This window comes from Pannonibacter phragmitetus DSM 14782 (assembly GCF_000382365.1).
GTDB classification, from domain to species: domain Bacteria; phylum Pseudomonadota; class Alphaproteobacteria; order Rhizobiales; family Stappiaceae; genus Pannonibacter; species Pannonibacter phragmitetus.
In genome coordinates this window covers 23,071-45,052 of sequence record NZ_KB908221.1, presented here as the reverse complement: position 1 = coordinate 45,052, position 21,982 = coordinate 23,071, and the positions used below count along the sequence as shown (strand labels likewise).

The 21,982-nt window shown below is 63.6% G+C and carries 16 protein-coding genes and 1 pseudogene; 12 read left to right on the top strand and 5 right to left on the bottom strand.

Features of this window, described 5'->3' with window-relative positions; genetic code table 11:
* The first annotated feature begins 29 nt into the window (after positions 1-29).
* From H163_RS0112160 to H163_RS0112140, 5 genes are all read left to right on the top strand, one after another.
* Positions 30-863 carry an ABC transporter ATP-binding protein gene (locus tag H163_RS0112160; protein ID WP_019964861.1) on the top strand — a complete coding sequence of 278 codons (834 nt, stop codon included), beginning with the start codon at positions 30-32 and terminating at the stop codon, positions 861-863.
* A gap of 41 nt (positions 864-904) precedes the next feature.
* Positions 905-2,149 carry a phenylacetate--CoA ligase family protein gene (locus H163_RS0112155; protein WP_019964860.1) on the top strand — a complete coding sequence of 415 codons (1,245 nt, stop codon included), beginning with the start codon at positions 905-907 and terminating at the stop codon, positions 2,147-2,149.
* Between the two features lie 133 nt (positions 2,150-2,282).
* Complete coding sequence (gene hemH, locus H163_RS0112150) at positions 2,283-3,362, top strand: ferrochelatase (protein ID WP_019964859.1); 1,080 nt, start codon at positions 2,283-2,285, stop codon at positions 3,360-3,362.
* Positions 3,363-3,492: 130 nt separating this feature from the next.
* Positions 3,493-4,494, top strand: a complete 1,002-nt coding sequence (locus H163_RS0112145) for an SPFH domain-containing protein (protein WP_019964858.1) — start codon at positions 3,493-3,495, stop codon at positions 4,492-4,494.
* Positions 4,491-4,946 (top strand): NfeD family protein, encoded by a 456-nt coding sequence (locus H163_RS0112140; RefSeq protein ID WP_019964857.1) that lies wholly within the window; start codon positions 4,491-4,493, stop codon positions 4,944-4,946. The genes H163_RS0112145 and H163_RS0112140 overlap by 4 nt, the downstream gene beginning before the upstream one ends.
* An 87-nt stretch (positions 4,947-5,033) precedes the next feature.
* On the opposite strand, the gene H163_RS0112135 is transcribed toward H163_RS0112140, so the two are convergent.
* The 3 genes from H163_RS0112135 to H163_RS0112125 form a co-directional block, all read right to left on the bottom strand.
* Positions 5,034-5,882 carry an OmpA/MotB family protein gene (locus H163_RS0112135; RefSeq protein WP_019964856.1) on the bottom strand — a complete coding sequence of 283 codons (849 nt, stop codon included), beginning with the start codon at positions 5,880-5,882 and terminating at the stop codon, positions 5,034-5,036.
* 28 nt (positions 5,883-5,910) lie between these two features.
* On the bottom strand, positions 5,911-6,678 hold the full coding sequence (locus H163_RS0112130; RefSeq protein ID WP_019964855.1) for a MotA/TolQ/ExbB proton channel family protein: 768 nt from the start codon (positions 6,676-6,678) through the stop codon (positions 5,911-5,913).
* A gap of 123 nt (positions 6,679-6,801) precedes the next feature.
* Positions 6,802-7,818, bottom strand: a complete 1,017-nt coding sequence (locus H163_RS0112125; protein ID WP_019964854.1) for a KpsF/GutQ family sugar-phosphate isomerase — start codon at positions 7,816-7,818, stop codon at positions 6,802-6,804.
* 236 nt (positions 7,819-8,054) lie between these two features.
* Between H163_RS0112125 and H163_RS0112120 the strand changes: the two genes are divergently transcribed.
* The 3 genes from H163_RS0112120 to H163_RS0112110 all read left to right on the top strand — a co-directional run bounded on the left by H163_RS0112120 (position 8,055) and on the right by H163_RS0112110 (position 12,180).
* Positions 8,055-9,569, top strand: a complete 1,515-nt coding sequence (locus H163_RS0112120) for an outer membrane beta-barrel protein (protein WP_115336500.1) — start codon at positions 8,055-8,057, stop codon at positions 9,567-9,569.
* Positions 9,570-9,681: 112 nt separating this feature from the next.
* A complete protein-coding gene (locus H163_RS0112115) occupies positions 9,682-10,902 on the top strand; it encodes a lytic murein transglycosylase (protein WP_019964852.1) in 1,221 nt (406 codons plus the stop codon).
* Between the two features lie 60 nt (positions 10,903-10,962).
* Positions 10,963-12,180 (top strand): SGNH/GDSL hydrolase family protein, encoded by a 1,218-nt coding sequence (locus H163_RS0112110; protein ID WP_147290459.1) that lies wholly within the window; start codon positions 10,963-10,965, stop codon positions 12,178-12,180.
* Between the two features lie 73 nt (positions 12,181-12,253).
* On the opposite strand, the gene H163_RS0112105 is transcribed toward H163_RS0112110, so the two are convergent.
* Both H163_RS0112105 and gltB read right to left on the bottom strand, forming a co-directional pair.
* The gene (locus H163_RS0112105; protein WP_026355771.1) at positions 12,254-13,684 is read right to left on the bottom strand and encodes a glutamate synthase subunit beta; all 1,431 of its coding nucleotides are present in this window, start codon (positions 13,682-13,684) and stop codon (positions 12,254-12,256) included.
* Positions 13,685-13,807: 123 nt separating this feature from the next.
* A pseudogene (gene gltB, locus H163_RS0112100) lies at positions 13,808-18,430 on the bottom strand (glutamate synthase large subunit); the annotation flags it as partial.
* A 766-nt stretch (positions 18,431-19,196) separates the two neighbouring features.
* Between gltB and H163_RS0112095 the strand changes: the two are divergent.
* The 4 genes from H163_RS0112095 to H163_RS0112080 all read left to right on the top strand — a co-directional run bounded on the left by H163_RS0112095 (position 19,197) and on the right by H163_RS0112080 (position 21,940).
* Positions 19,197-19,496, top strand: a complete 300-nt coding sequence (locus H163_RS0112095; protein ID WP_019964848.1) for a BufA1 family periplasmic bufferin-type metallophore — start codon at positions 19,197-19,199, stop codon at positions 19,494-19,496.
* A 79-nt stretch (positions 19,497-19,575) separates the two neighbouring features.
* Positions 19,576-20,475 (top strand): MNIO family bufferin maturase, encoded by a 900-nt coding sequence (gene bufB / locus H163_RS0112090; RefSeq protein WP_040678802.1) that lies wholly within the window; start codon positions 19,576-19,578, stop codon positions 20,473-20,475.
* A complete protein-coding gene (locus H163_RS0112085; protein WP_019964846.1) occupies positions 20,468-21,247 on the top strand; it encodes an HvfC/BufC N-terminal domain-containing protein in 780 nt (259 codons plus the stop codon). Before bufB ends, H163_RS0112085 begins: the two co-directional genes overlap by 8 nt.
* Before the next feature lie 117 nt (positions 21,248-21,364).
* Positions 21,365-21,940, top strand: a complete 576-nt coding sequence (locus H163_RS0112080) for a DoxX family membrane protein (protein WP_019964845.1) — start codon at positions 21,365-21,367, stop codon at positions 21,938-21,940.
* Positions 21,941-21,982 lie beyond the last annotated feature (42 nt).

Sequence of the window (21,982 nt, the reverse complement as noted above, 5' to 3'; positions counted from 1 at the left end):
AGGGACATGCCGGAAAGAGGATCAGACCCGTGCTTCAAGCTTCCAGCCCGGCTGCGGCCAGCAGCCCCATCCTGTCGGTGAACAACATCGAAGTGATCTATGATCACGTCATCCTGGTGCTGAAGGGCGTGTCCCTGACGGTGCCGGAAGGCGGCATCGTTGCCCTTCTGGGGGCCAATGGCGCGGGCAAGACCACGACGCTGAAGGCCATCTCCAACCTGCTGCGGGCCGAGCGCGGGGACGTGACCAAGGGCAGCATCACCTTCAAGGGCGATCAGGTGCAGGATCTGTCTCCCAATGATCTGGTGCGGCGCGGCTGCATTCAGGTGATGGAAGGCCGTCATTGCTTCGGTCATCTGACCATCGAGGAAAACCTGCTCACCGGCGCCTACACGCGGCGGGACGGGGCAGGGGCGATCAAGGCTGATCTGGAGATGGTCTACAATTACTTTCCCCGCCTGCGGGAGCGGCGGCGCAGTCAGGCGGGCTATACCTCCGGCGGCGAGCAGCAGATGTGCGCCATCGGCCGGGCGCTGATGAGCCGCCCGCGCATGATCCTGCTGGATGAACCCTCCATGGGACTGGCGCCGCAGCTGGTGGAAGAAATCTTCGAGATCGTGAAGCAGCTCAACGAGGAGCAGGGCGTGTCCTTCCTCCTGGCCGAGCAGAACACCAACATCGCGCTGCGCTATGCCACCTACGGCTACATCGTGGAATCGGGCCGCATTGTGCTCGATGGCGAGGCCAAGGCGCTGCGCGAGAATGAAGACGTCAAGGAATTCTACCTTGGTGTCGGCGGTGAGGGCCGCAAGTCCTTCCGTGATGTGAAGCATTACAAGCGCCGCAAGCGGTGGCTGGCGTAACCAGCGCAGGTATTTCAAGGCGAAGCAAGCGAGGACAGGCTATGACGGCGGAACATCGTGAAGCGCGCGAACGGCGGTCGCCGGATCAGCGCGAGGCGGAGCTTTTTGCCCGGCTTCCGGAAATCTTGCGCCATGCGCGAGAGGAAGCGCCCGGCTGGGCCCGCCATCTGAAAGACGTGGATCCTGCTGCCGTCACCTCGCGGCAGGCGCTGGCAGCCGTGCCTGTGCTGCGCAAGTCGGACCTGCTGCAGCACCAGAAGGCGGAGCCGCCCTTTGGCGGGTTTCTGGCCGGTTCTCTCAAGGGTGTGCAGCGGGTGTTCATGTCTCCGGGGCCGATCTGGGAGCCGCAGCCGGAAGGACAGGACCCGTGGAATGTGGCCCGTGCATTGGAAGCAGCCGGGTTTCAGGCGGGCGATGTGGTGATCAACACCTTCTCCTATCACCTGACGCCGGGTGGTTTTCTGCTCGATCACGGCGCGCGGGCGCTGGGCTGCACCGTCTTCCCCGGCGGCGTCGGCAACACGGAAATGCTGCTTGAGGCCATCGAGACGCTGAAGCCCTCCGGCTATGTGGGGACGCCAGACTTCCTGAAGGTGCTGCTCGACAAGGGCAAGGAACTGGGGCGGGACATGTCCAGCCTCAAGCGCGGGCTTGTCTCCGGCGGAGCGCTGTTTCCCTCGCTGCGGGCCGATTATGCTGCACGCGGTATTGCCGTTCTGCAATGCTATGCTACGGCGGAACTGGGCGTCATTGCCTATGAGAGCGAGGCTGGCAGCGGCATGATCGTCAACGAGGACTATATCGTCGAAATCGTGCGTCCCGGCACGGGAACGCCCGTGGCAGACGGCGAGGTTGGCGAGCTGGTGGTCACCAATTTCAACCGCATTTATCCGATGATCCGCTTTGGCACGGGTGATCTGTCGGCAGTGCTGCCGGGCCAGTCCCCTTGCGGGTGCACCGGGCAGCGCATTGCCGGCTGGATGGGCCGGGCCGATCAGCGCACCAAGATCAAGGGCATGTTCGTTGATCCGGTGCAGATCGCCGATGTGCTCGTCCGCCATCCGGAAATCCGCAAGGCGCGGCTCGTTGTCACACGCGCCAGCGAGCAGGATGTGATGACCCTGCAGGTGGAAACGGCCACTTTGGAAACGGTCTCTGCAATTGCCGCAACCCTTCGGGAGGTGACCAAGCTCAAGGGCGCCGTTGAATGCCTGGCCGAAGGCAGCCTGCCGAATGACGGCAAGGTCATTTCCGATGAGCGCGACTATGGAGGGCAGGCGGCCTGATCCGCCTCTTTCCCTTCTTTTTTGGCGGTAATGATCCGGACTGTGAGTTCTGACGTACTGGACAAGGCTGGCTGGTGTCTTATGTTCCGGCCAAATGTGCGCATTTGCACGCCTGCCCGTTTCCGGAGTTGTCATGACCGTCCAGTTTTCCCCTGAAGCCCTGGCTGAAGCCGGCCCATCCATGCGCAGCATCAAGCTGCCGGAGGCCCACCCGCCGGTGAAGGCGGGCAAGATCGGCGTGCTTCTCGTGAACCTCGGCACCCCGGATGCCACCAGCTACTGGCCGATGCGCCGCTATCTGCGCGAGTTCCTGTCCGACAAGCGTGTCATCGAATGGCCGAAGGCGCTGTGGTATCCGATCCTCTATGGCATCGTTCTGATCACCCGGCCGAAGAAGTCCGGCAAGGCCTATGACGAGATCTGGAACAAGGAGCTGGACGAGTCGCCGCTGCGCACCATCACCCGCAGCCAGTCGGACAAGCTCGCCGAGCTGATGGGCGATCACGGCGGACGGCTGAAGATCGACTGGGCCATGCGCTATGGCCAGCCCTCCATCCGCTCGCGCCTTGAAGCGCTGAAGGCCGATGGCTGCGACCGTATTCTGGTGTTCCCGCTCTATCCGCAGTATGCCGCCTCGACCACGGCGACGGTGAATGACGAGGTCTGCCGTGCCCTGCTGGAAATGCGCTGGCAGCCGGCTATCCGCACCGTGCCGCCCTATCACGACGACCCGGCCTATATCGAGGCTTTGAGCCAGTCGGTGGAGCGCCATCTTGCCGGGCTCGATTTCGAGCCGGATGTGATCCTCACCTCCTATCACGGCATTCCGCAGTCCTACTTCAAGAAGGGCGACCCCTATCACTGCCATTGCATGAAGACGACGCGGCTGATGCGCGAGCGGCTGGGCATGAGCAAGGAGAAGCTGCGGGTTACCTTCCAGTCTCGCTTCGGCCCGGAGGAGTGGCTGCAGCCCTACACGGACAAGACCGTCGAGGCGCTGGCGAAGGAGGGGGTGAAGAACATCGCCGTGATGAACCCCGGCTTCGTCGCCGACTGCCTTGAAACGCTTGAGGAAATTGCCGGAGAAGCCGGAGAGATCTTCCACGAGAATGGCGGCGGCGAGTTCACCCACATCCCCTGCCTCAACGACAGCGATCTGGGCATGGCCGTGCTGCAACAGGTGGTGCAGCGCGAGCTGTCCGGCTGGCTCTGAACCGTCCGGCCTTCCAGGACCATGCTTCTGATCCGGGCGGCGGTGCTGCCCGGCTCTTTCCGGGTGGCATCGCAGGCTGATCCGTCGCATACTCTGCCCGTTTTAAAGGCAGATAAGACGGGAGCCTCGCATGCCCTTGGCCGATTACGGTTTCAACATTGTTCTAGTCGCACTCTTTTTCTTCGTCATCCTGCTGATTTTTGCGGGCGTGAAGACTGTTCCGCAGGGCTACAATCTCACGGTCGAACGCTTCGGCCGCTACCGGCGCACCCTCTCGCCGGGCCTCAACCTGATTGTTCCGGTCATCGACAAGATCGGCCGCCGTCTCAACATGATGGAGCAGGTGCTCGACGTCCCCTCCCAGGAGGTCATCACCCGCGACAATGCCACGGTGACGGCGGATGGCATCACCTTCTATCAAATTCTGGACGCCGCCCGTGCCGCCTATGAAGTGGCGGGGCTGGAGAACGCCATTCTCAACCTCACCATGACCAACATCCGCTCGGTGATGGGGTCGATGGATCTGGATGAGCTGCTGTCCAACCGTGACGAGATCAACACCCGCCTGCTGCGCGTGGTGGATGCCGCCGCCGAGTCCTGGGGCGTGAAAGTCACCCGCATCGAGATCAAGGATATCAATCCGCCGCGCGATCTGGTGGATTCCATGGCCCGCCAGATGAAGGCCGAGCGTGACAAGCGCGCCTCGATCCTGGAGGCCGAAGGCAAGCGGCAGGCCGAAATCCTCAAGGCAGAGGGTGAGAAGCAGGCCCTTATCCTGCAGGCCGAAGGCCGCCGGGAATCGGCGTTCCGTGATGCCGAGGCACGCGAGCGCGCGGCTGAGGCCGAAGCCACGGCGACCCGCCTCGTCAGTGAGGCGATTTCTGCCGGCGACATGCAGGCGATCAACTATTTCGTTGCGACGAAATATATCGAAGCCTTCAAGGAACTGGCGACATCCCGCAACCAGAAGACCCTGATCCTGCCGATGGAATCAACGTCACTGCTGGGTGCTCTGACCGGCATCGGCGAGATTGCCCGCGAGGCATTCGGCAACAAGGACGGCGAGAGCCGGTCCAGCTCAGGCTCGGGACTGCCTTCGGTGCCGCGTCCGGGGCAGAGTGAGGGTGCATGAGCACATTTGAGCAGATCTTCCAGGGACTTGGCGCCTGGGGCTGGTGGTTTTCCGGCATCCTGCTCTTCGGGGTGGAGGTGCTCGTTCCGGGCACCTTCTTCCTCTGGTTCGGCGTCGCAGCCATCCTGGTTGGCGTGGTCAATCTGATCGAACCGCTTGCCTGGCAGACGAACATCATCCTCTTCGCAGTGCTGTCCGTCATCAGCGTGATTGCCGGGCGGTGGTTCATGCGGCGGCGGGAAAGCGCCTTTGGCGATCCCGGTCTCAACCGGCGGGGCAGCCGCTATGCTGGCCACATCTATGTTCTGAAGGACCCGATTGTCTCAGGAACTGGCTGGCTTTCCGTTGACGACACTGTTTGGCAAATCTCCGGGCCGGATCTGCCCGCCGGAACCCGCGTGCTTGTGGAAGGCGTGGAAGGTGTGCGCTTGCGCGTCAGGCAGGCGGACTAAGCCCAATTCTCATAGAGAACGGCTCAAGGCGTGCGGCGCTTGAGCCGTTTCAAACCGTGCTGCGCAAGCAGCGCAAGTCCGGGCAGCTTACAGATTGCCCGGCGGGATTGGCGGGGCTTCGCGCATCAGCAAGACGCTGATGCGCCGGTTTGCTGCCAGGAAGGGGTCGTTCGGGAACAGAGGTTCCGTATCGGCCTTGCCCACCACCGAGAAAATCTGGTCTGACGGCACCCCATATTCATTGAGGATCTGCCGGGCGATGTTCGCCCGGTCGGTCGACAGCTCCCACGTGGTGTAATTGGGGTCCGTGGCGGCGCTGCCGGTTGTCGTGTGACCGGTGACCTCGATCCGGTTCGGCATATCCGCCAGAACCGGGGCAATCTTTGCCAGAATCCGGCGGGTTGTTTCGTAGGGATATTTCGAGCCTTCGCGGAACATCGACCGCCCATCCTGATCCACGATCATGATGTTGAGGCCTTCTTCTGTTTCCTCGAAAATGATGTGCTGGGAGATTTCGGTGATCTCCGGCATTTCCTGCAGGGCCTGGCGCAGGGTCGCAGCCGCCGTGGCGAACTGGCGGGAACGCTCGATTTCGGCCTCCACCGTGTCGTGGGTGTTGGCTTCGGGGCCCTGCTTGGTGTTTTTCTCGTGACGCTCGCTGGCGAAGTCCGAATCCAGTTCCTGCGGAACCTGTGAGACCTGCTTCATGTAGTCGCGGATCGGAATGCCTTCCATTTCGATCACGCCAAGACGCCGCGAGTTCTCCTTGACGCCGAAGGCATCCTTCATCGAGCCGGCGACGATCTGGAGCTTCTGCTTGTCCTGAACCGAGAAGGAGATGATCAGCACGAAGAAGCAGACGAGCAGGGACATCAGGTCAGCGAATGTCACCAGCCATTCCGGGGCGCCGCCGCCTGCAGGCTTCTTGCGTGCCATGATCTGTGCTCCCTTTCCGGCTTCTGCCTTATGCCGCGTCGATCAGCCCGGCACGGGCGCTTTCCGGCAGATAGGCGATCAGCATCTCGCGGATCAACGCCGGGCTCTTGGATTCGCGGATCTGCAGGATGCCGTCGATGATGAGGGTCTGGTTGACCTCTTCCACGTCGAACTTGGCGTCGAGCTTGTCCACCATCGGCAGACAGAAGCAGTTGGAAATCAGCGCGCCATAAAGCGTGGTCAGAAGGGCGATAGCCATGGAGGGGCCGATCGCAGACGGATCATCCATGTTGGCCAGCATCTGCACCAGACCGACGAGCGTACCGATCATGCCAAAGGCCGGGGCACTGTCGCCCAGTGCCTTGAACACGCGCTTGCCTTCGGACAGGCGCGAAAGCGTCAGGTCCCGCTCGCGCATCATGGATTCGCGGATGAACTCGATCTCATAGCCATCGGCGATGTACTGCACGCCCTTTGCAAGGGTCGGGTCCGAAACAGCGGCATTTTCCAGCCCAAGCGGCCCGGACTTACGCACGATTTCGGCAAGGCCGCTGATTTCCTCAATCAGGTCGCGCGGCTTGATGTTCTTGGCGCCAAAGCCGACCTTTGCGCCAACCGCAAAGGCACTGACGATGCCACCAAGCGAAAAGCGGATGAGGGTTGCGGCCAGGCCGCCGCCGATCACAATGAGAACGGACGGAACATCGATGAACTGACCGAAGCTGCCGCCCAGCAGGATTGCGACCATGACGATCGCAAAAGAGCCGACAATTCCGATAATTGAACCCAGATCCATTCCTTGCACCGTTTCCAAAGGCCGGAGAGGCCGAACACTCTGGAGAGGGAGCTTAGAGAAACTAGGCTAATCAATCCCTAATCAAGCTGCGAATTGAGGTTTCTGCGTTAAGCAACCCTAGCGTCAGGCAGCGCCGATCCGCAGCAGGTCGTGCATGTGGATGATACCGGCAGGCTTGCCATCTTCCACTACGAAGATCGAGGTGATCGCCGCCGTGTTGAGGAACTCCAGTACGGCACCTGACAGCATGTCGCCCGGAACGGACTTCGGCCGCCGCGTCATGATTTCATCGACGGTCTTGTCGAGGAAATTGCTGCTCATGTGACGGCGCAGATCGCCGTCGGTGACGATGCCGGTGAGCTTGCCGGCCTGATCCGTGACACCGGCGACGCCAAAGCCCTTCTGTGTCATCAGCACGATGGCATCACGCATCCGCGTGCCTTCCACCGTGAGCGGCATGGCCTCGCCCTTGTGCATGATGTCGCGGGCAAGCCTGAGGCTTGCTCCCAGTTTTCCGCCCGGATGGAAGACGCGGAAATCCTGCGCGGTGAAGCCGCGCGCTTCCAGAAGAGCCACGGTCAGCGCATCGCCGATGGCCAGTTGCAGCAGCGTCGAAGACGTCGGCGCAAGGCCATGCGGACAGGCTTCCGTCACCTGCGGCAGCGCGAGGACGATATCGGCAGCCTTGCCGAGCGCGCTGGTGGCCGATGAGGTGATGGCGATCAGCGGCACCTTGAAGCGGCGGGTATAGGCGATGATGCTGGCCAGTTCCGGCGTTTCGCCGGACCATGACAGGGCAACCACCGCATCATTCTGCGTGATCATGCCAAGGTCGCCGTGGCTGGCCTCGCTGGCATGGACGAAGAATGCGGGCGTGCCGGTGGAGGCCATGGAGGCGGCAATCTTTGTGCCGATATGGCCGCTCTTGCCGATGCCGGAAATGATGACGCGGCCTGCAATGCCATGCAGAAGCGCCACCGCACGTGTGAAGGGCAGAGCCAGACTGTCCTGCAGCGCATCGCGCAGCGAGGTCAGAGCTGCCAGCTCCGTGCCGAGTGTGCGGTCCGCTGAGGCAAGAGTCTCGCGGTCCTCACTGGAAAGTGATGAGGGGTCGGTTCCGGTAAGGCTGGCGCTGTGCATGGCTTGTCCTTTTGCGCTGCGGACCTGAGCCCGTTTGCGGGCTGAGCCCCTTTTGCGGACTGGCGTCTGTCTAAGCCAGCTGTGACGGAGGCGCAAGCATCCGGGTGGATGATGGCTTGTGCAAGGCGGCTGCGGAGCCTTCCCGCGCTGCCAAATGCCCGGACGGAAACCCGTGGTTAACCATGTATCCCGCATTTTGAGACGAATTGTACCCATGGGTCCCGGTCCGGCTTTTGATGATGCGCCAGTTCCTCTCCTGTCTGCTCGTGAGCGTCTTTGGCGCCTTGCCTGCGGCTGCGCAGGTGGCCGGCAGTCCGTCGACGGGCGCCACGGGACTGCGCACCAGCACCTTTGATGGCAGCGGGCAAGCCATGGACAGCACCAGCGGACAGGTGCTGCCGCCGGCCGGCGGTTCGGCTCCGGCGGCAACGGGCACCCTGTCACCGGTCAATCCCACGCAGGCGCAGGTCTACTCCCTGACGGGCGGCACGCAAGACGCCGGTTCCGCAGGGCTTGCCGGCACCGGCCGCCAGAGCCAGACGCGGCCCTTTTCCGACCGGGTCAACGCCGTGCGCAGGGTCAGCGCCAATGGCGGGCAGGGCGGTGCCCTCGGCAACGATGTGTTTGACGGCGAGACCACCTATGACGCGCCGCTTGGACTGCGGGTGGGCACCTTCACGGTTGTGCCGCAACTCACGGTCTCCGGGGGCTGGTCGGACAATGCGGCCGGCTCTTCCAGCGGGCGCGCGAACTCGCTCTACTCGGTTGCGCCCGATCTGCAGATCCGCTCGGACTGGTCCCGGCATCAGCTGGATGTTTCGCTGCGCGGCTCCTATGCGGCCTATCCCGGCAGCAATGTGCGAAGCGAGCCTTCCATCGACACCAGAGCGGCGCTGCGGCTGGATGCCGGGGACAGCACGCAGATCAACAGCTCACTCGGCCATTCCTATTCGCGTGAAGACACCTCCACGGCGGAGAACCCGAATGGGGAGGGCGATGTCAATGTGGTGAATGCCTCGCTGGGCGTGACCCGCGAGGCAGGCATTGTGGCGGCCACCCTGCGCGGCGATGTGGCCCGGACGATGTATTCGGAAGGGCAGAGCCGTGAGGGCCGCAGCGGGCGGGACAACACGCTCTATTCTGCGACGCTGCGGCTGGATGCCCGCACGGGCGCAATGCTGCAGCCCTTTGCCGAAGTGACGGCTCTGCGCCGCTCCTTCGATGAGGATTGCGCCGCCCCTTGCATCCGCCGCGATGCCAAGGGCTATGCCCTGCGCAGCGGCGTGACCATTGCCGCCGGGCCAAAGCTGGCGGGCGAAGTGGCTGCCGGATGGCGGGTGGAGCGTCTGGACAGCCGCCAGCTTCAGGATCTGGCGGGCCTGACCATCGACGGTTCGCTCGTCTGGTCGCCGACGCGGCTGATGACAGTCACCGCAGGCCTGACCACAACGCTCAGCCCCTCGGATCTGGCCGGATCCTCCGGCTCGATCCTCTACAGCGCGGACCTGCGCGTGTCCCATGCCCTGTCCGAGCGGCTGGTGGCGCAGGCGGGCGCGGGCTATGCGCGGCGCCACTATCAGGGCGTGGGCATTGAAGAGGCAACCACCAGCACGCTGGCGGGAGCAACCTATGCCCTGACACGCAACGTTGCCTTGACGGGGACATATACCTATCGGACCTTTGACAGCTCAATCGCCGGTGCGGATTACGATGAAAACCGCATCCAGGCGGGTGTCCGGATACGCCGGTGAGCCGATGGGGCCAGAAGATCAGCTTGCCAACATGGGGTGCGGGGGCATTCCGGGCATTAAGGAGGCCTGAATGACGAACAACGGTTTGACCGGACAGGATGTGTCCCGGCCAATGGGCCGGATCGCCAGAAAGGCTCGCGGCCTTGCCGCTGCCGTGCTGCTTGCTGCTGGAGGGATGATGCAGGCTGGCTCTGCGCTCGCGGATGCGGGCTTTCAGACGTGGGTCCGCAATTTCTGGCCGCAGGCACAGGCGGCCGGGATCAGCAGCCAGACCTACAACGCCGTTTTCACCGGCATGACGCCCGATCCGGACACGGTGCGCCTGATGTCGCGCCAGTCCGAGTTCGTCAAGCCGGTGTGGGACTATCTCGAAAGCGCGGTTTCCACCACGCGTATCGAGAACGGCCAGAAGATGCTGCGTGAGCATGCCGCCGTTCTGCGCGAGATCGAGGCCCGCTACGGCGTGCAGAAGGAAGTGGTTCTGGCCGTCTGGGGCATGGAAACCAACTACGGCAGCTTCATGGGCGGCCATGACGTGATCCGCGCGCTGGCGACGCTTGCCTATGAAGCGCCGCGCCGGAGGGACTTCTGGCAAGGTGAACTGGTGTCCGCCCTGGGGATCATTCAGGCGGGCCACGTGCGCCACAAGGACATGATCGGCTCCTGGGCCGGTGCCATGGGGCACACCCAGTTCATGCCGTCGAGCTGGAAGCGCTACGCTGCCGACTTCAATGGCGATGGCCGCCGGGATATCTGGACGTCCATTCCTGATGCTCTGGCCTCCACCGCCAACTACCTGAAGGAACACGGCTGGCAGTCAGGCAAGACGTGGGGCTACGAGGTCAATCTGCCGCGCGGTTTCGACTATTCGATGGCCGATGACACCACCTCCAAGACGCTGGCCGAATGGGGCCGGCTTGGTGTTGTGCGGCCCAATGGCCGCGGCTTCCCGCGTGCCGATGACACCGCCGTGCTGGTCCTGCCGGCCGGGGCGGCCGGTCCGAGCTTCCTGATGCTGAAGAACTTTTCCGTCATCAAGCGCTACAACAACGCCACGGCCTATGCGCTGGCTGTTGGCCATCTGGCCGACCGGATCCGGGGCGGCGATGCCTTTGCCGGGTCTTGGGCGCGGGAGCATCTGCCGCTCAATAAGGATCAGACCATGCAGTTGCAGGCAGCCCTCAACCGCAAGGGCTTCCAGGCAGGTGAGCCGGATGGCCTTGCAGGCCCGGCCACCCGCCGCGCCATCCGCGCCTTCCAGAAGTCGCGTGGCCTGATCCCGGATGGCTATGCCTCGGTGATGCTGCTATCCAGGATCGGCAGCGGTAGCTGACACTTCCGGAGCGGCGCCAGATTGCCTATAGTCTGACCTTGTTCAGATGGAGGTTACCGGGTGCCGCTTCTTTCGTTCAGAATGCGCTGGCTTGCCATTCTCCTTGCAGCGCTGGTTGTTCTGCCGGTGCTGCAGGGGGGCGTGCTGGCGCAGGGGCGCCCCATTCCGCCTCCCCCTTCCGAAGATGGCTTCAACCCGCTGCGCCCGCTCATGCGCCTGTTCGGCGTGTCCCGGCCCGAGGTGCGGGTGCAGGAAGCCAAGCCTGTGGTGCGCAAGAAAGCCCCAGCCGCTCCCAGCAATACCCCTCCCAAAGTCGTGGAAGCGCCGAAAGAGCCGGATGCAGGTGTTGTGCTTGTGCTCGGCGGGCCGGCAGCTGCGGCGCTTGCGGAAGGGCTGAGTGCCATTTTCGCGCAAAAGCCGATGATCCGTGTCGAGCTGCTGAGCGCAGCACCCGCTGTCTCGCAGCCGGCTTCTGCCGAAGCTGCCGCTGCCACCGCCGCTGGGGCGGTGCCTGCTCCCGCACAGCCTGTTGCCCTCCCGGATGGACTGATGGGCGATCCGGACCCGGCCTGGACGGACAGGACCGTTTCCCGGATCCGGCGTGGCGGCGTCAAGGCGGTTGTCGCCGTGTTCGGCTATGCCGACGTCAAGGATGTGCCGCAGCCGGATGGCGGTCTGGTATCCTTTGGAAGCGATGCCTTCAAGGCGGATTACCGCAAGAAGCTGCGGGCTCTGGCGCTGGCCATGCGGCAGGAGCGCAAGCCGCTCGTGCTTGTCGGCCTGCCGCCGACCGAAGCAGCGCGGCTTGATCCCGGCTTCATCATTCTCAATGACCTGTTTCAGGCCGAAGCGGCCATGACCCGCTCGGCCTATGTGGACATCTGGAAGGTGTTTCTTGATGACAACGAGGCCTATACCGCTTTCGGGCCGGATGTGGACGGCCAGCGCCGCCGCCTGCGCGCCAATGATGGCGTCGGCTTCACATGGGCTGGTGCCCGCAAGGTGGCCTTTTTCGTCGAGAGGGAGCTTGCCCGCGTGCTTGGCGGCTATGGTGGGCTCGCCTTTGAAGGGGTGGCGGACGACCCGAACTTCATCGTCCTGACCGGACGCGCCCTGTCGGCAGAGGACCATCTGGCGGGCGATGCCAACGAACCCCAGATCCTGCCCCCGGTGGAAACCGAAGCCGCCGCCCGCCTCGCCCGCAGGTTCCTGGCCACAGGCGACACCGGCACCCCCATTCCCGGCCGCGTGGACTTCACGGGCAGCCTGCCGAATTGACCTTTTCCATGTCCCAAAACAAAAGGAGCGGCCCGGGGGCCGCTCCTGAGGATTGTGCTGTTCCGCCTGCCGCTCAGCGCGGCAGGTTGGAGGAGCCGGTGAGGAATTCGTCCACGGCGCGGGCGGCCTGGCGGCCTTCGCGGATGGCCCAGACGACCAGCGACTGGCCGCGGCGGACGTCGCCGGCAGCAAAGACGTTGGCATAGCTCGTCTTGTAGTCCTCGGTGTTGGCCTTCACGTTGGTGCGGCCATCCAGCTCCAGCTTGCCGTCCAGCTCGGCGATGAAGGTGTCGAGGCGCGGGCCGGAGAAGCCGATGGCGGCCATCACCAGATCAGCGCGCAGGATGAACTCCGTGCCGGGGATCGGCTTGCGCTTTTCGTCCACGCGGGCGCACTTGACGCCAACGATGTGCCCGTCCTCGCCGACGAGGCCGAGGGTGGCGGCGGAGAATTCGCGCTCGGCGCCTTCGGCCTGCGAGGAAGACGTGCGGAACTTCGTCGGCCAGTAGGGCCACACGGTCAGCTTGTCTTCCTTCAGCGGCGGGATCGGGCGGATGTCGAGCTGGGTCACCGACAGGGCGCCCTGACGGAAGGCCGTGCCGACGCAGTCGGAGGCGGTGTCGCCGCCGCCGATGACGACCACATGCTTGCCTGCGGCCCAGATCGGCGCCTCGCCGGACACATCCTCGCCGCCGACGCGGCGGTTCTGCTGGACCAGATAGTCCATCGCCCAATGGCAGCCTTCCAGCTCCATGCCGGAGACGCCCGGATCACGCGGACGCTCGGCACCGGTGCAGATGATCACCGCATCATGGCGCTCGGACAGCTCTTCCATGGTGACGGTGACGCCGACGTTGACGCCATAGTGGAAGGTGACGCCTTCTTCTTCCAGCTGCTTGACGCGCAGGTCGATGTGGCGCTTTTCCATCTTGAAGTCCGGGATGCCATAGCGCAGCAGGCCGCCGGCCTTGGGCTCGCGCTCATAGACATGCACCGTGTGCCCGGCGCGGGCCAGCTGCTGGGCAGCGGCCATGCCGGCCGGTCCACCGCCGATGATGGCAACCGTTTTGCCGGTCTTGGTGGCGGAAGGCTCGGCGCGGATCCAGCCTTCCTTCCAGCCCTTGTCGGCAATGGCCTGCTCGATCGTCTTGATGTTGACCGGTGCGTCCTCAAGGTTCAGCGTGCAGGCTTCCTCGCAGGGGGCGGGGCAGACGCGGCCGGTGAACTCCGGGAAATTGTTGGTCGAATGCAGGTTGCGCAGTGCCAGTTCCCAGTCGCCCTGATAGACCAGATCGTTCCAGTCCGGGATCTGGTTGTGCACCGGGCAGCCGACGGGGCCGTGGCAATAGGGGATGCCGCAATCCATGCAGCGTGCCGCCTGACGCTCGACCTCGCCCTGGTTCAGCGGCAGGGTGAACTCGCGGAAATGGCGGATGCGGTCGGATGCCGGCTGGTACTTCTGCTCCTGCCGGTCGATTTCCATAAATCCGGTGACCTTGCCCAAGGTGACCTCCTCAAAACTCGTTTCATCCTCAGCCGCCTCGACCTGATCTCAGGGAGACGGCTCTGTTGCCGGGTGGTGCCGGCCCTCAGCGTGTGCCGCGAGGGCCGGGTGCAGGTGGCGGGCTTATTCCGCCGCCACCATGCCGAGCCGTTTCTCTTCCATCTCGCGCAAGGCCCGGCGGTACTCGACGGGCATCACCTTGACGAATTTCGGCCTGTACACATCCCAGGCATCCAGGATCGCCTGTGCCTTGGTGGAGCCGGTGTGGGCCACATGGTTGAGCAGGAGCTGGCGCAGGCGCTCGTCGTCGTGGCGGGTCATGTCGCCCGTCACGTCCACGCGGCCCTTGTGCTCGATGTCGCCGCCATGGTGGTGGAGCTTCTCCAGCAGGTCGTCTTCCTCGGCCACCGGTTCGATATCGACCATGGCAAGGTTGCAGCGGGAGGAGAAGTTGCCTTCCTCATCCAGCACATAGGCGATGCCGCCCGACATGCCGGCTGCAAAGTTGCGCCCGGTCTGGCCGATGACGACGACGATGCCGCCGGTCATGTATTCGCAGCCGTGGTCACCCACGCCCTCGACCACTGCAATCGCACCGGAGTTGCGCACGGCGAAACGCTCGCCCGCAACACCGCGGAAGTAGCATTCACCTTCGGTCGCGCCGTAAAGCACGGTGTTGCCGACGATGATGGACTCTTCCGGCACGATCCGTGCCTTGTCCGACGGGCGCACGATGATCTTGCCGCCCGACAGGCCCTTGCCGACATAGTCGTTGGCATCGCCCCGCAGTTCCATGGTGATGCCGCGGGCAAGGAACGCGCCAAAGGCCTGACCGGCAGTGCCCTTCAGGTTGATCTTCAGCGTGTCCGCCGCAAGGCCCTTGTGGCCGTAGCGCTTGGCTACTTCGCCCGAGAGCATGGCACCGGCAGACCGGTCGACCGAGCAGATGGTCTCCTCGACGATGGTCGGCGTCTTGTCTTCCAGCGCCGGGCGGGCGGCCGCGATGAGGCGGCGGTCCAGAATATCCGTGATCGGATGCTCCTGGCGCTGGGTCCAGCGGGTTTCTTCGGGAGCTGCCTCCGGCTGGAAGAAGATGCGGCCGAAGTCGAGGCCCTTCGCCTTCCAGTGGTCGATGGCAGTGTCCTTGTCGAGGAAGTCGGAGCGTCCGATGATCTCGTTGAGGTCGGCAACGCCGAGAGAGGCCATCAGCTCGCGCAGCTCTTCCGCGACGAAGAAGAAGTAGTTGATCACATGCTCCGGCGTGCCCTTGAAGCGCTTGCGCAGCACCGGGTCCTGGGTGGCGATGCCAACCGGGCAGGTGTTGAGGTGGCACTTGCGCATCATCAGGCAGCCTGCGGCGATCAGCGGCGCGGTGGCAAAGCCGAACTCGTCCGCACCCAGAAGGGCGCCAATGAGCACGTCACGGCCGGTCTTCAGGCCGCCATCCACCTGCAGCGCCACGCGGGAGCGCAGGCCGTTGAGCACCAGCGTCTGCTGGGTTTCGGCAAGGCCGATTTCCCAGGGGCTGCCGGCATGCTTGATCGAGGTCAGCGGCGAAGCGCCGGTGCCGCCGTCATAACCGGAGACCGTGATGTGGTCGGCGCGGGCCTTGGCAACGCCTGCGGCCACCGTGCCGACACCGACTTCCGACACCAGCTTCACGGAGATGTCGGCTTCCGGGTTCACGTTCTTCAGGTCGTAGATCAGCTGCGCCAGATCTTCGATCGAGTAGATGTCATGGTGCGGCGGGGGCGAAATCAGGCCCACGCCCGGGGTCGAGTGACGCACCTTGGCAATGACCGCATCCACCTTGTGGCCCGGCAGCTGGCCGCCTTCACCGGGCTTTGCGCCCTGTGCCACCTTGATCTGCAGCATGTCGGCATTGACCAGATATTCGGTGGTGACACCGAAACGGCCGGACGCGATCTGCTTGATGGCGGAGCGCTGCGGGTTCATCGAGCCATCCGGCAGCGGCTTGAAGCGCTCGGCTTCCTCGCCGCCTTCACCGGTGTTCGACTTGCCGCCGATCCTGTTCATGGCAATGGCCAGCGAGGTATGTGCCTCGCGGCTGATCGAGCCGAAGGACATGGCGCCGGTGACGAAGCGGCGGACGATCTTGTCGGCCGGCTCCACGCCGTCGATGGAGATGGGCTTGCGGCCCAGCTCTTCCGCGCTCTTGATGCGGAACATGCCACGGATCGAGAAGCGGCCGGTTTCCTTGTTGGAAAGCTCGGCGAATTCCCGGTACTTGTCCGGCAGGTTGCCGCGCACGGCGTGCTGCAGGGTGGCGATGGAATCCGGCGTCCACATGTGGCTTTCGCCGCGGATGCGGTAGGCGTATTCACCGCCCACTTCCAGCGACCGGCGCAGGATGGCGACATCCTCGAAGGCCATCTGGTGGCGCATCACGGTTTCCTGCGCCACTTCCTTCAAGCCGATGCCTTCAATGGTCGTCGCCGTGCCGAAGAAGTACTTCTCGACAAAGGCGGACGACAGGCCGATGGCGTCGAAGATCTGCGCGCCGCAATAGGACTGGTAGGTCGAGATGCCCATCTTGGACATGACCTTGAGGATGCCCTTGTCGATGGACTTGATGTAGCGGTAGACCACTTCATCGGCATCAACTTCCTCGGGGAAGTCCATCTCGTGGTGCATCGAGAGCAGGGTCTCGAAGGCGAGATACGGGTTGATCGCCTCGGCGCCGTAGCCTGCCAGCACGCAGAAATGATGAATTTCGCGTGCTTCACCCGTCTCCACCACGAGGCCCACGGAAGTGCGCAGGCCCTTGCGGATCAGGTGATGGTGCACGGCAGCGGTGGCCAGCAGCGCCGGAATGGCGATGCGGGCGCGGCTGATCAGGCGGTCCGACAGGATGATGATGTTGTCACCATGCCGCACGGCCTTCTCGGCCCGCTGGCAAAGTTCCTCCAGTGCATCTTCCATACCCTCAGCGCCACGCGCTGCGGAATAGGTGATATCGAGCGTCTTGGCCGAGAAGTGATTGTCCGCGATGTCGCCGATGCGGCGGATCTTTTCCAGATCCTCGTTGGTGAGGATCGGCTGGCGGACTTCCAGGCGCTTGGCGTGCGACAGGCCCTTGAGGTCGAACAGGTTCGGACGCGGGCCGATGAAGGAGACGAGGCTCATCACCAGCTCTTCGCGGATCGGGTCGATCGGCGGGTTCGTCACCTGCGCGAAGTTCTGCTTGAAGTAGGTGTAAAGCAGCTTCGACTTGTCGGAGAGCGCCGAAATCGGCGTGTCCGTGCCCATGGAGCCCACGGCTTCCTGACCCACGGTCGCCATCGGCTGCATCAAGAGCTTGATGTCTTCCTGGGTGTAGCCAAAGGCCTGCTGGCGGTCGAGCAGGCTTTCACCGGCCACCGGAGCGCGCTCGCGCACGCCCGGCATGTCCTCAAGCACGATCTGCGAGCGGTGCAGCCAGTCCTTGTAGGGGTTGGCGGTGGACAGCTGGCGCTTGATCTCGTCGTCGGAGACGATGCGGCCCTGTTCCAGGTCGATGAGCAGCATCTTGCCCGGCTGCAGGCGCCACTTCCTGACGATCTTCTCGTCCGGGATCGGCAGCACGCCCACTTCCGAGGACATGATGACATAATCATCATCGGTGACGATGTAGCGGGCCGGACGGAGGCCGTTGCGGTCCAGCGTTGCGCCGATCTGGCGGCCATCGGTGAAGGCCACGGCGGCGGGGCCGTCCCACGGCTCCATGATGGCGGCGTGATAGGCGTAGAAGGCGCGGCGGTTCTCGTCCATCAGCGGGTTGCCGGCCCAGGCTTCCGGGATCAGCATCATCGCCGCATGGGCCAGCGAGTAGCCGCCCATGACGAGGAATTCGAGCGCGTTGTCGAAGCAGGCGGTGTCCGACTGGCCTTCGTAGGAAATCGGCCACAGCTTTGAGATGTCGTCGCCGAACAGCGGCGAGGACACGGACGCCTGGCGGGCAGCCATCCAGTTGACGTTGCCGCGCAGGGTGTTGATCTCGCCGTTATGCGCCACCATGCGGTAGGGGTGGGCGAGATCCCAGGACGGGAACGTGTTGGTGGAGAAGCGCTGGTGCACCAGGGCGAGGGCCGAGGTGAAGCGCTCGTCCTTCAGGTCCTTGTAATAGGCGCCAAGCTGGTAAGCCAGGAACATGCCCTTGTAGACCAGCGTGCGGCTGGACATGGAGACCAGATAGAAGCCGTGCTTCACCGCGTTGCTCTCGGCGCGGACGGTGTTGGAAATCACCTTGCGCAGCACGAACAGGCGGCGCTCGAAGGTGGTCTGGTCGATGCCATCGGCCGCGCCAATGAAGAGCTGGCGGGAATAGGGCTCGGTGGCGGCAATGTCCGGTGCCTTGGACAGGGACGAATTGTCGACCGGCACGTCACGCCAGCCGAGGACCTTCTGGCCTTCAGCTGCGACAACGCGCTCGACGATTTCCACGCACTTGGCGCGCAGGGCCTCGTCCTGCGGCAGGAACAGGAAGCCAACGCCATACTGGCCAGGCTCCGGCAGGGTCACCCCTTGCGCCGACAGTTCGGCCTTGAAGAAGTCATGCGGGATCTGCACGAGCATCCCTGCGCCGTCGCCCATCAGGGGATCGGCGCCAACCGCGCCGCGATGGGTAAGGTTTTCAAGGATGTTCAGGCCGTCCGCGACGACCTTGTGCGATTTCTGGCCTTTGAGATGCGCAATGAAGCCGACGCCGCAGGCGTCGTGTTCGCGAGAAGGATTGTAGAGCCCTTTATCTGCCGCCTCGCGCAGACGCGTGGCGATAGTGGTCGCGGTGCGGGCTTTTTCCGCTCCCTCGCGCCCTGCTACGGCCATGGCTGTGCTGGTGGTCAGCTCACTCTTCATCATATGCGCCCTCACTGTAATCCAGTGTTTCCGCAGCCGTCCTCAGGTCGCATGTGCGCACCTTTCCCCTCTTGGGGGCAAGACACGCAGATCTCCCTCAGCCTGTGCCGCGGCTCTGTCGTAGTTTTAACGCTTCGCTTCCACAAAGCGAACCGTCTTCTGGCGAAAGCAAGCCTCCCGCTTCGCCGGTGATGCCCTTTTTCTGCCTGCCGCACGGGGCAGCAAGGCAGTCCTGAGCCTGTCCGCAGGCTCTCGCATGAGGTGCCGGTGTCTGTGGTGCCTCCCCCATATCCGGCGATTGCCGCGGATTGGCCACGGCCCAGCGAGTAACCTCGGGGCTCGAAAAAAGGGACAGTATTCCTGCCCTATTCCGAGCCGGGGGAACATGCCAGATTTCCCCCGGGGGGGCAAGACCGTTTATAAGGATTAAAATTCATTTTGTTTCGCCATTTGCAGCGTCAGGTTCATTTTCGGAACGGGCTGCGGCGGAATGAGCAACAAAGTTTCATGATTGCAGTTCACACTCCCGGCATCAGCACCCGGTTCCGCCGTCACGGGCCTTTGATTTCCCGGCGGTTGGGGAATGCAGCAGGATGCAGCCATCCGGGAAACGGCGCCATCGGGGGAGCCGGGACGGATGAAACGAGGTACGAAAATGAGCAAGACCTTTCTTTCTGCGGCAATTGTGGCCAGCGCTGTGGCGGCGGCGGTGGCTGGCGTGACTGCGCCGACAGAAGCTGGCGCACAGGCCAAGGAGAAGTGCTACGGCGTGTCGCTCGCCGGCAAGAATGACTGCAAGGCCGGTCCGGGCACGACCTGCGCCGGTACGTCCACGGTTGACTATCAGGGCAATGCCTGGACGCTGGTGCCCGCAGGCACTTGCACGGAGATGAAGCTGCCGGATGGCCGCATGGGCTCGCTGGCCGAGCTGCAGCGCGATCTGCCGAAGTCCTGAGGCTGCAAGACTGGAATGCAGGATCAAGGCTTCCGGCGCGCGCCGCCGGAAGCCGCATTGCGGGGGAGTGATTGCCATCATGACCGGGCTGCAGGAGACGGCGGACCTCAGTTTCACCCTGCCGCAGCGCGGTGGGGCTGGGCTGAAGCCGGAGCATTACAGCGAAATTCTGTCGCAGAAGCCCGATGTCGGCTTCTTCGAGATCCACGCCGAAAACTACATGGGCGCAGGCGGCGCGCCGCATCATTATCTGGAGCGTATCAGGGCGGACTATCCCATCTCCCTGCATGGTGTGGGACTGTCGATTGGAGGCGATGGCTCGCTGGATGAAGCCCATCTTGCCCGGCTGAAGCATCTTTGCGCGCGCTATGAGCCGGCTTCTTTCTCCGAGCACCTGGCCTGGTCCAGCCATGACACCGTTTTCCTGAACGATCTCTTGCCGCTGCCCTACACACAGGAGCGGCTGGATCTGGTCTGTGACCATATTGACCGGGTGCAGGAGGTGCTGGGGCGGCGGATGCTGCTGGAAAACCCCTCCACCTATGTGGCCTTTGCCTCCAGTGAAATGGATGAGCTGAGCTTTCTGGCCGGAATTGTCCGGCGCACCGGCTGCGGGCTGCTGCTTGACGTCAACAATGTCCATGTTTCCGCTGTCAATCACCGCCGCGATGCGCGGGACTATCTGGCGGCTTTTCCCATTGAACATGTGGGCGAGATTCATCTCGGCGGCCACGCGCCTGACACGGATGACCAGGGCGGGCCGCTGTTGATCGATGCCCATGACCGGGAGGTGGAGGCCGCCGTCTGGAGCCTCTTCGCGGATCTCATGGCGCGGACCGGGCCGCTGCCGGTGCTGATCGAGTGGGACAACAACGTGCCATCCTGGCCGGTGCTGCTGGGGCAGGTGCAGGAGGCGGAGCAGGTCATGGCTCAACTTCGGCATGAGGCCCGGCCGCAGGGGCTTCTGCGTCATGGCTGAGCAGGCCTCTGTTTCCAGCGCAGACTTTGCGGCGGCGCTGATGCGCGCCGGCCTGCCGGTGCCGGAGGATGTGACCGGTCCGGACGGCGCCCCCGCGCCCAAGCGTTTTGGCGTTTACCGCAACAATGTCATCGTCAGCTTGACCGAGGCGCTGATGGCGACCTATCCGGCGCTGGTGCGGCTGCTGGGAGAAGAATATTTCCGGGCGCTCGCAAGGCTTTATGTGAGCGCCGAGCCGCCGTCATCGCCCGTGCTTCTGACCTATGGCGGCAGTTTTTCCACCTTCATTGCAGGGTTCCCGCCGCTGGAAGGCTATCCTTATCTGCCTGATGTGGCCCGGCTGGAATGGGCCTGGCTCGAGGCCTATCACGCGGCAGACCGGGTGCCGCTCGATCCGGCCCAGCTTGCCGCTGTGCCGCCGGAGCAGCTTGGCGCCCTGCGCTTCATGCTGCACCCGGCCTGCCGTCTGATTATGTCGTCTTATCCGGTGCTGGATCTGGTCAGGGCCAACCGGTTCGAGCTTGAGGCTGGGGTAGAGGTTGATCCGGGGCAGGGGCAGAGTGTACTCCTCACCCGGCCCGGCATCGATGTCATCCTTCACCCCTTGCAGGCGGGGGAGGCGGCTTTCATGGCGGCGCTGGCAGCTGGCGATCGTCTCGCAGAGGCCGCAGGCAGCGCGCTGGCTGTCGATCTGGCCTTTGATCTTGCCACCGCCATTGGCCTGTTGCTGCGCAGCGGCGCAGCTTGTGAATGCCAAATTGACCTTGCGTAAATTTTATCCGGATGCACTCTAACACCAAGCCTTGCCACGCTGACGCATCACGCTTCGAAAATGCTCAGACGCCGCACGGGCTTGGTATGACACCCGGAACTGTCCGGGAGGGACACAATGTTTGATTTCTTCATCCGTATGTACAATGGCTTTTTCGCTGGGCTGGAACGGGCCAGCCATGGCTGGCTGATCGGCCTGGCCGGGCGCTTCGTCTTTGCCAGCGTGCTTCTGTTTTACTTCTGGAATTCCGCCCTCACCAAGATCGGGCCGGGCGTTCTGGGGTTCCTTCATCCGTCTGATGGCGCCTTTGCGCAGATCCTGCCGTCGATGATGGAAGCGGTGAGCTATGACACCACCAAGCTCGCCTTCTTTCCCTATCATGTGATCGTGATTGCCGGGACCTGGGCCGAATTCATCCTGCCGGCGTTGATCACGATTGGCCTGTTCACCCGTGCCGCCAGCCTCGGCATGATCGGCTTCATCGCGGTCATGTCCTATGTGGATGTCTATCAGCTTGGGGCCGATGCAACGGCCATCGGCGCGATGTTTGATGGCAATCCCTCGTCGATGATTGCCGATCAGCGCCTGCTCTGGGGCTTCCTGCTGCTGGTTCTGACCATCTACGGGCCGGGGCGCTTCTCCATTGACTGGGTCCTGCGCCGCGCGCTGGCCCGGCGGGCGCGATATTATTGAGAGCTGTTGCAAGGCACGGGCTGCGGCGGATAGTGTGACTGC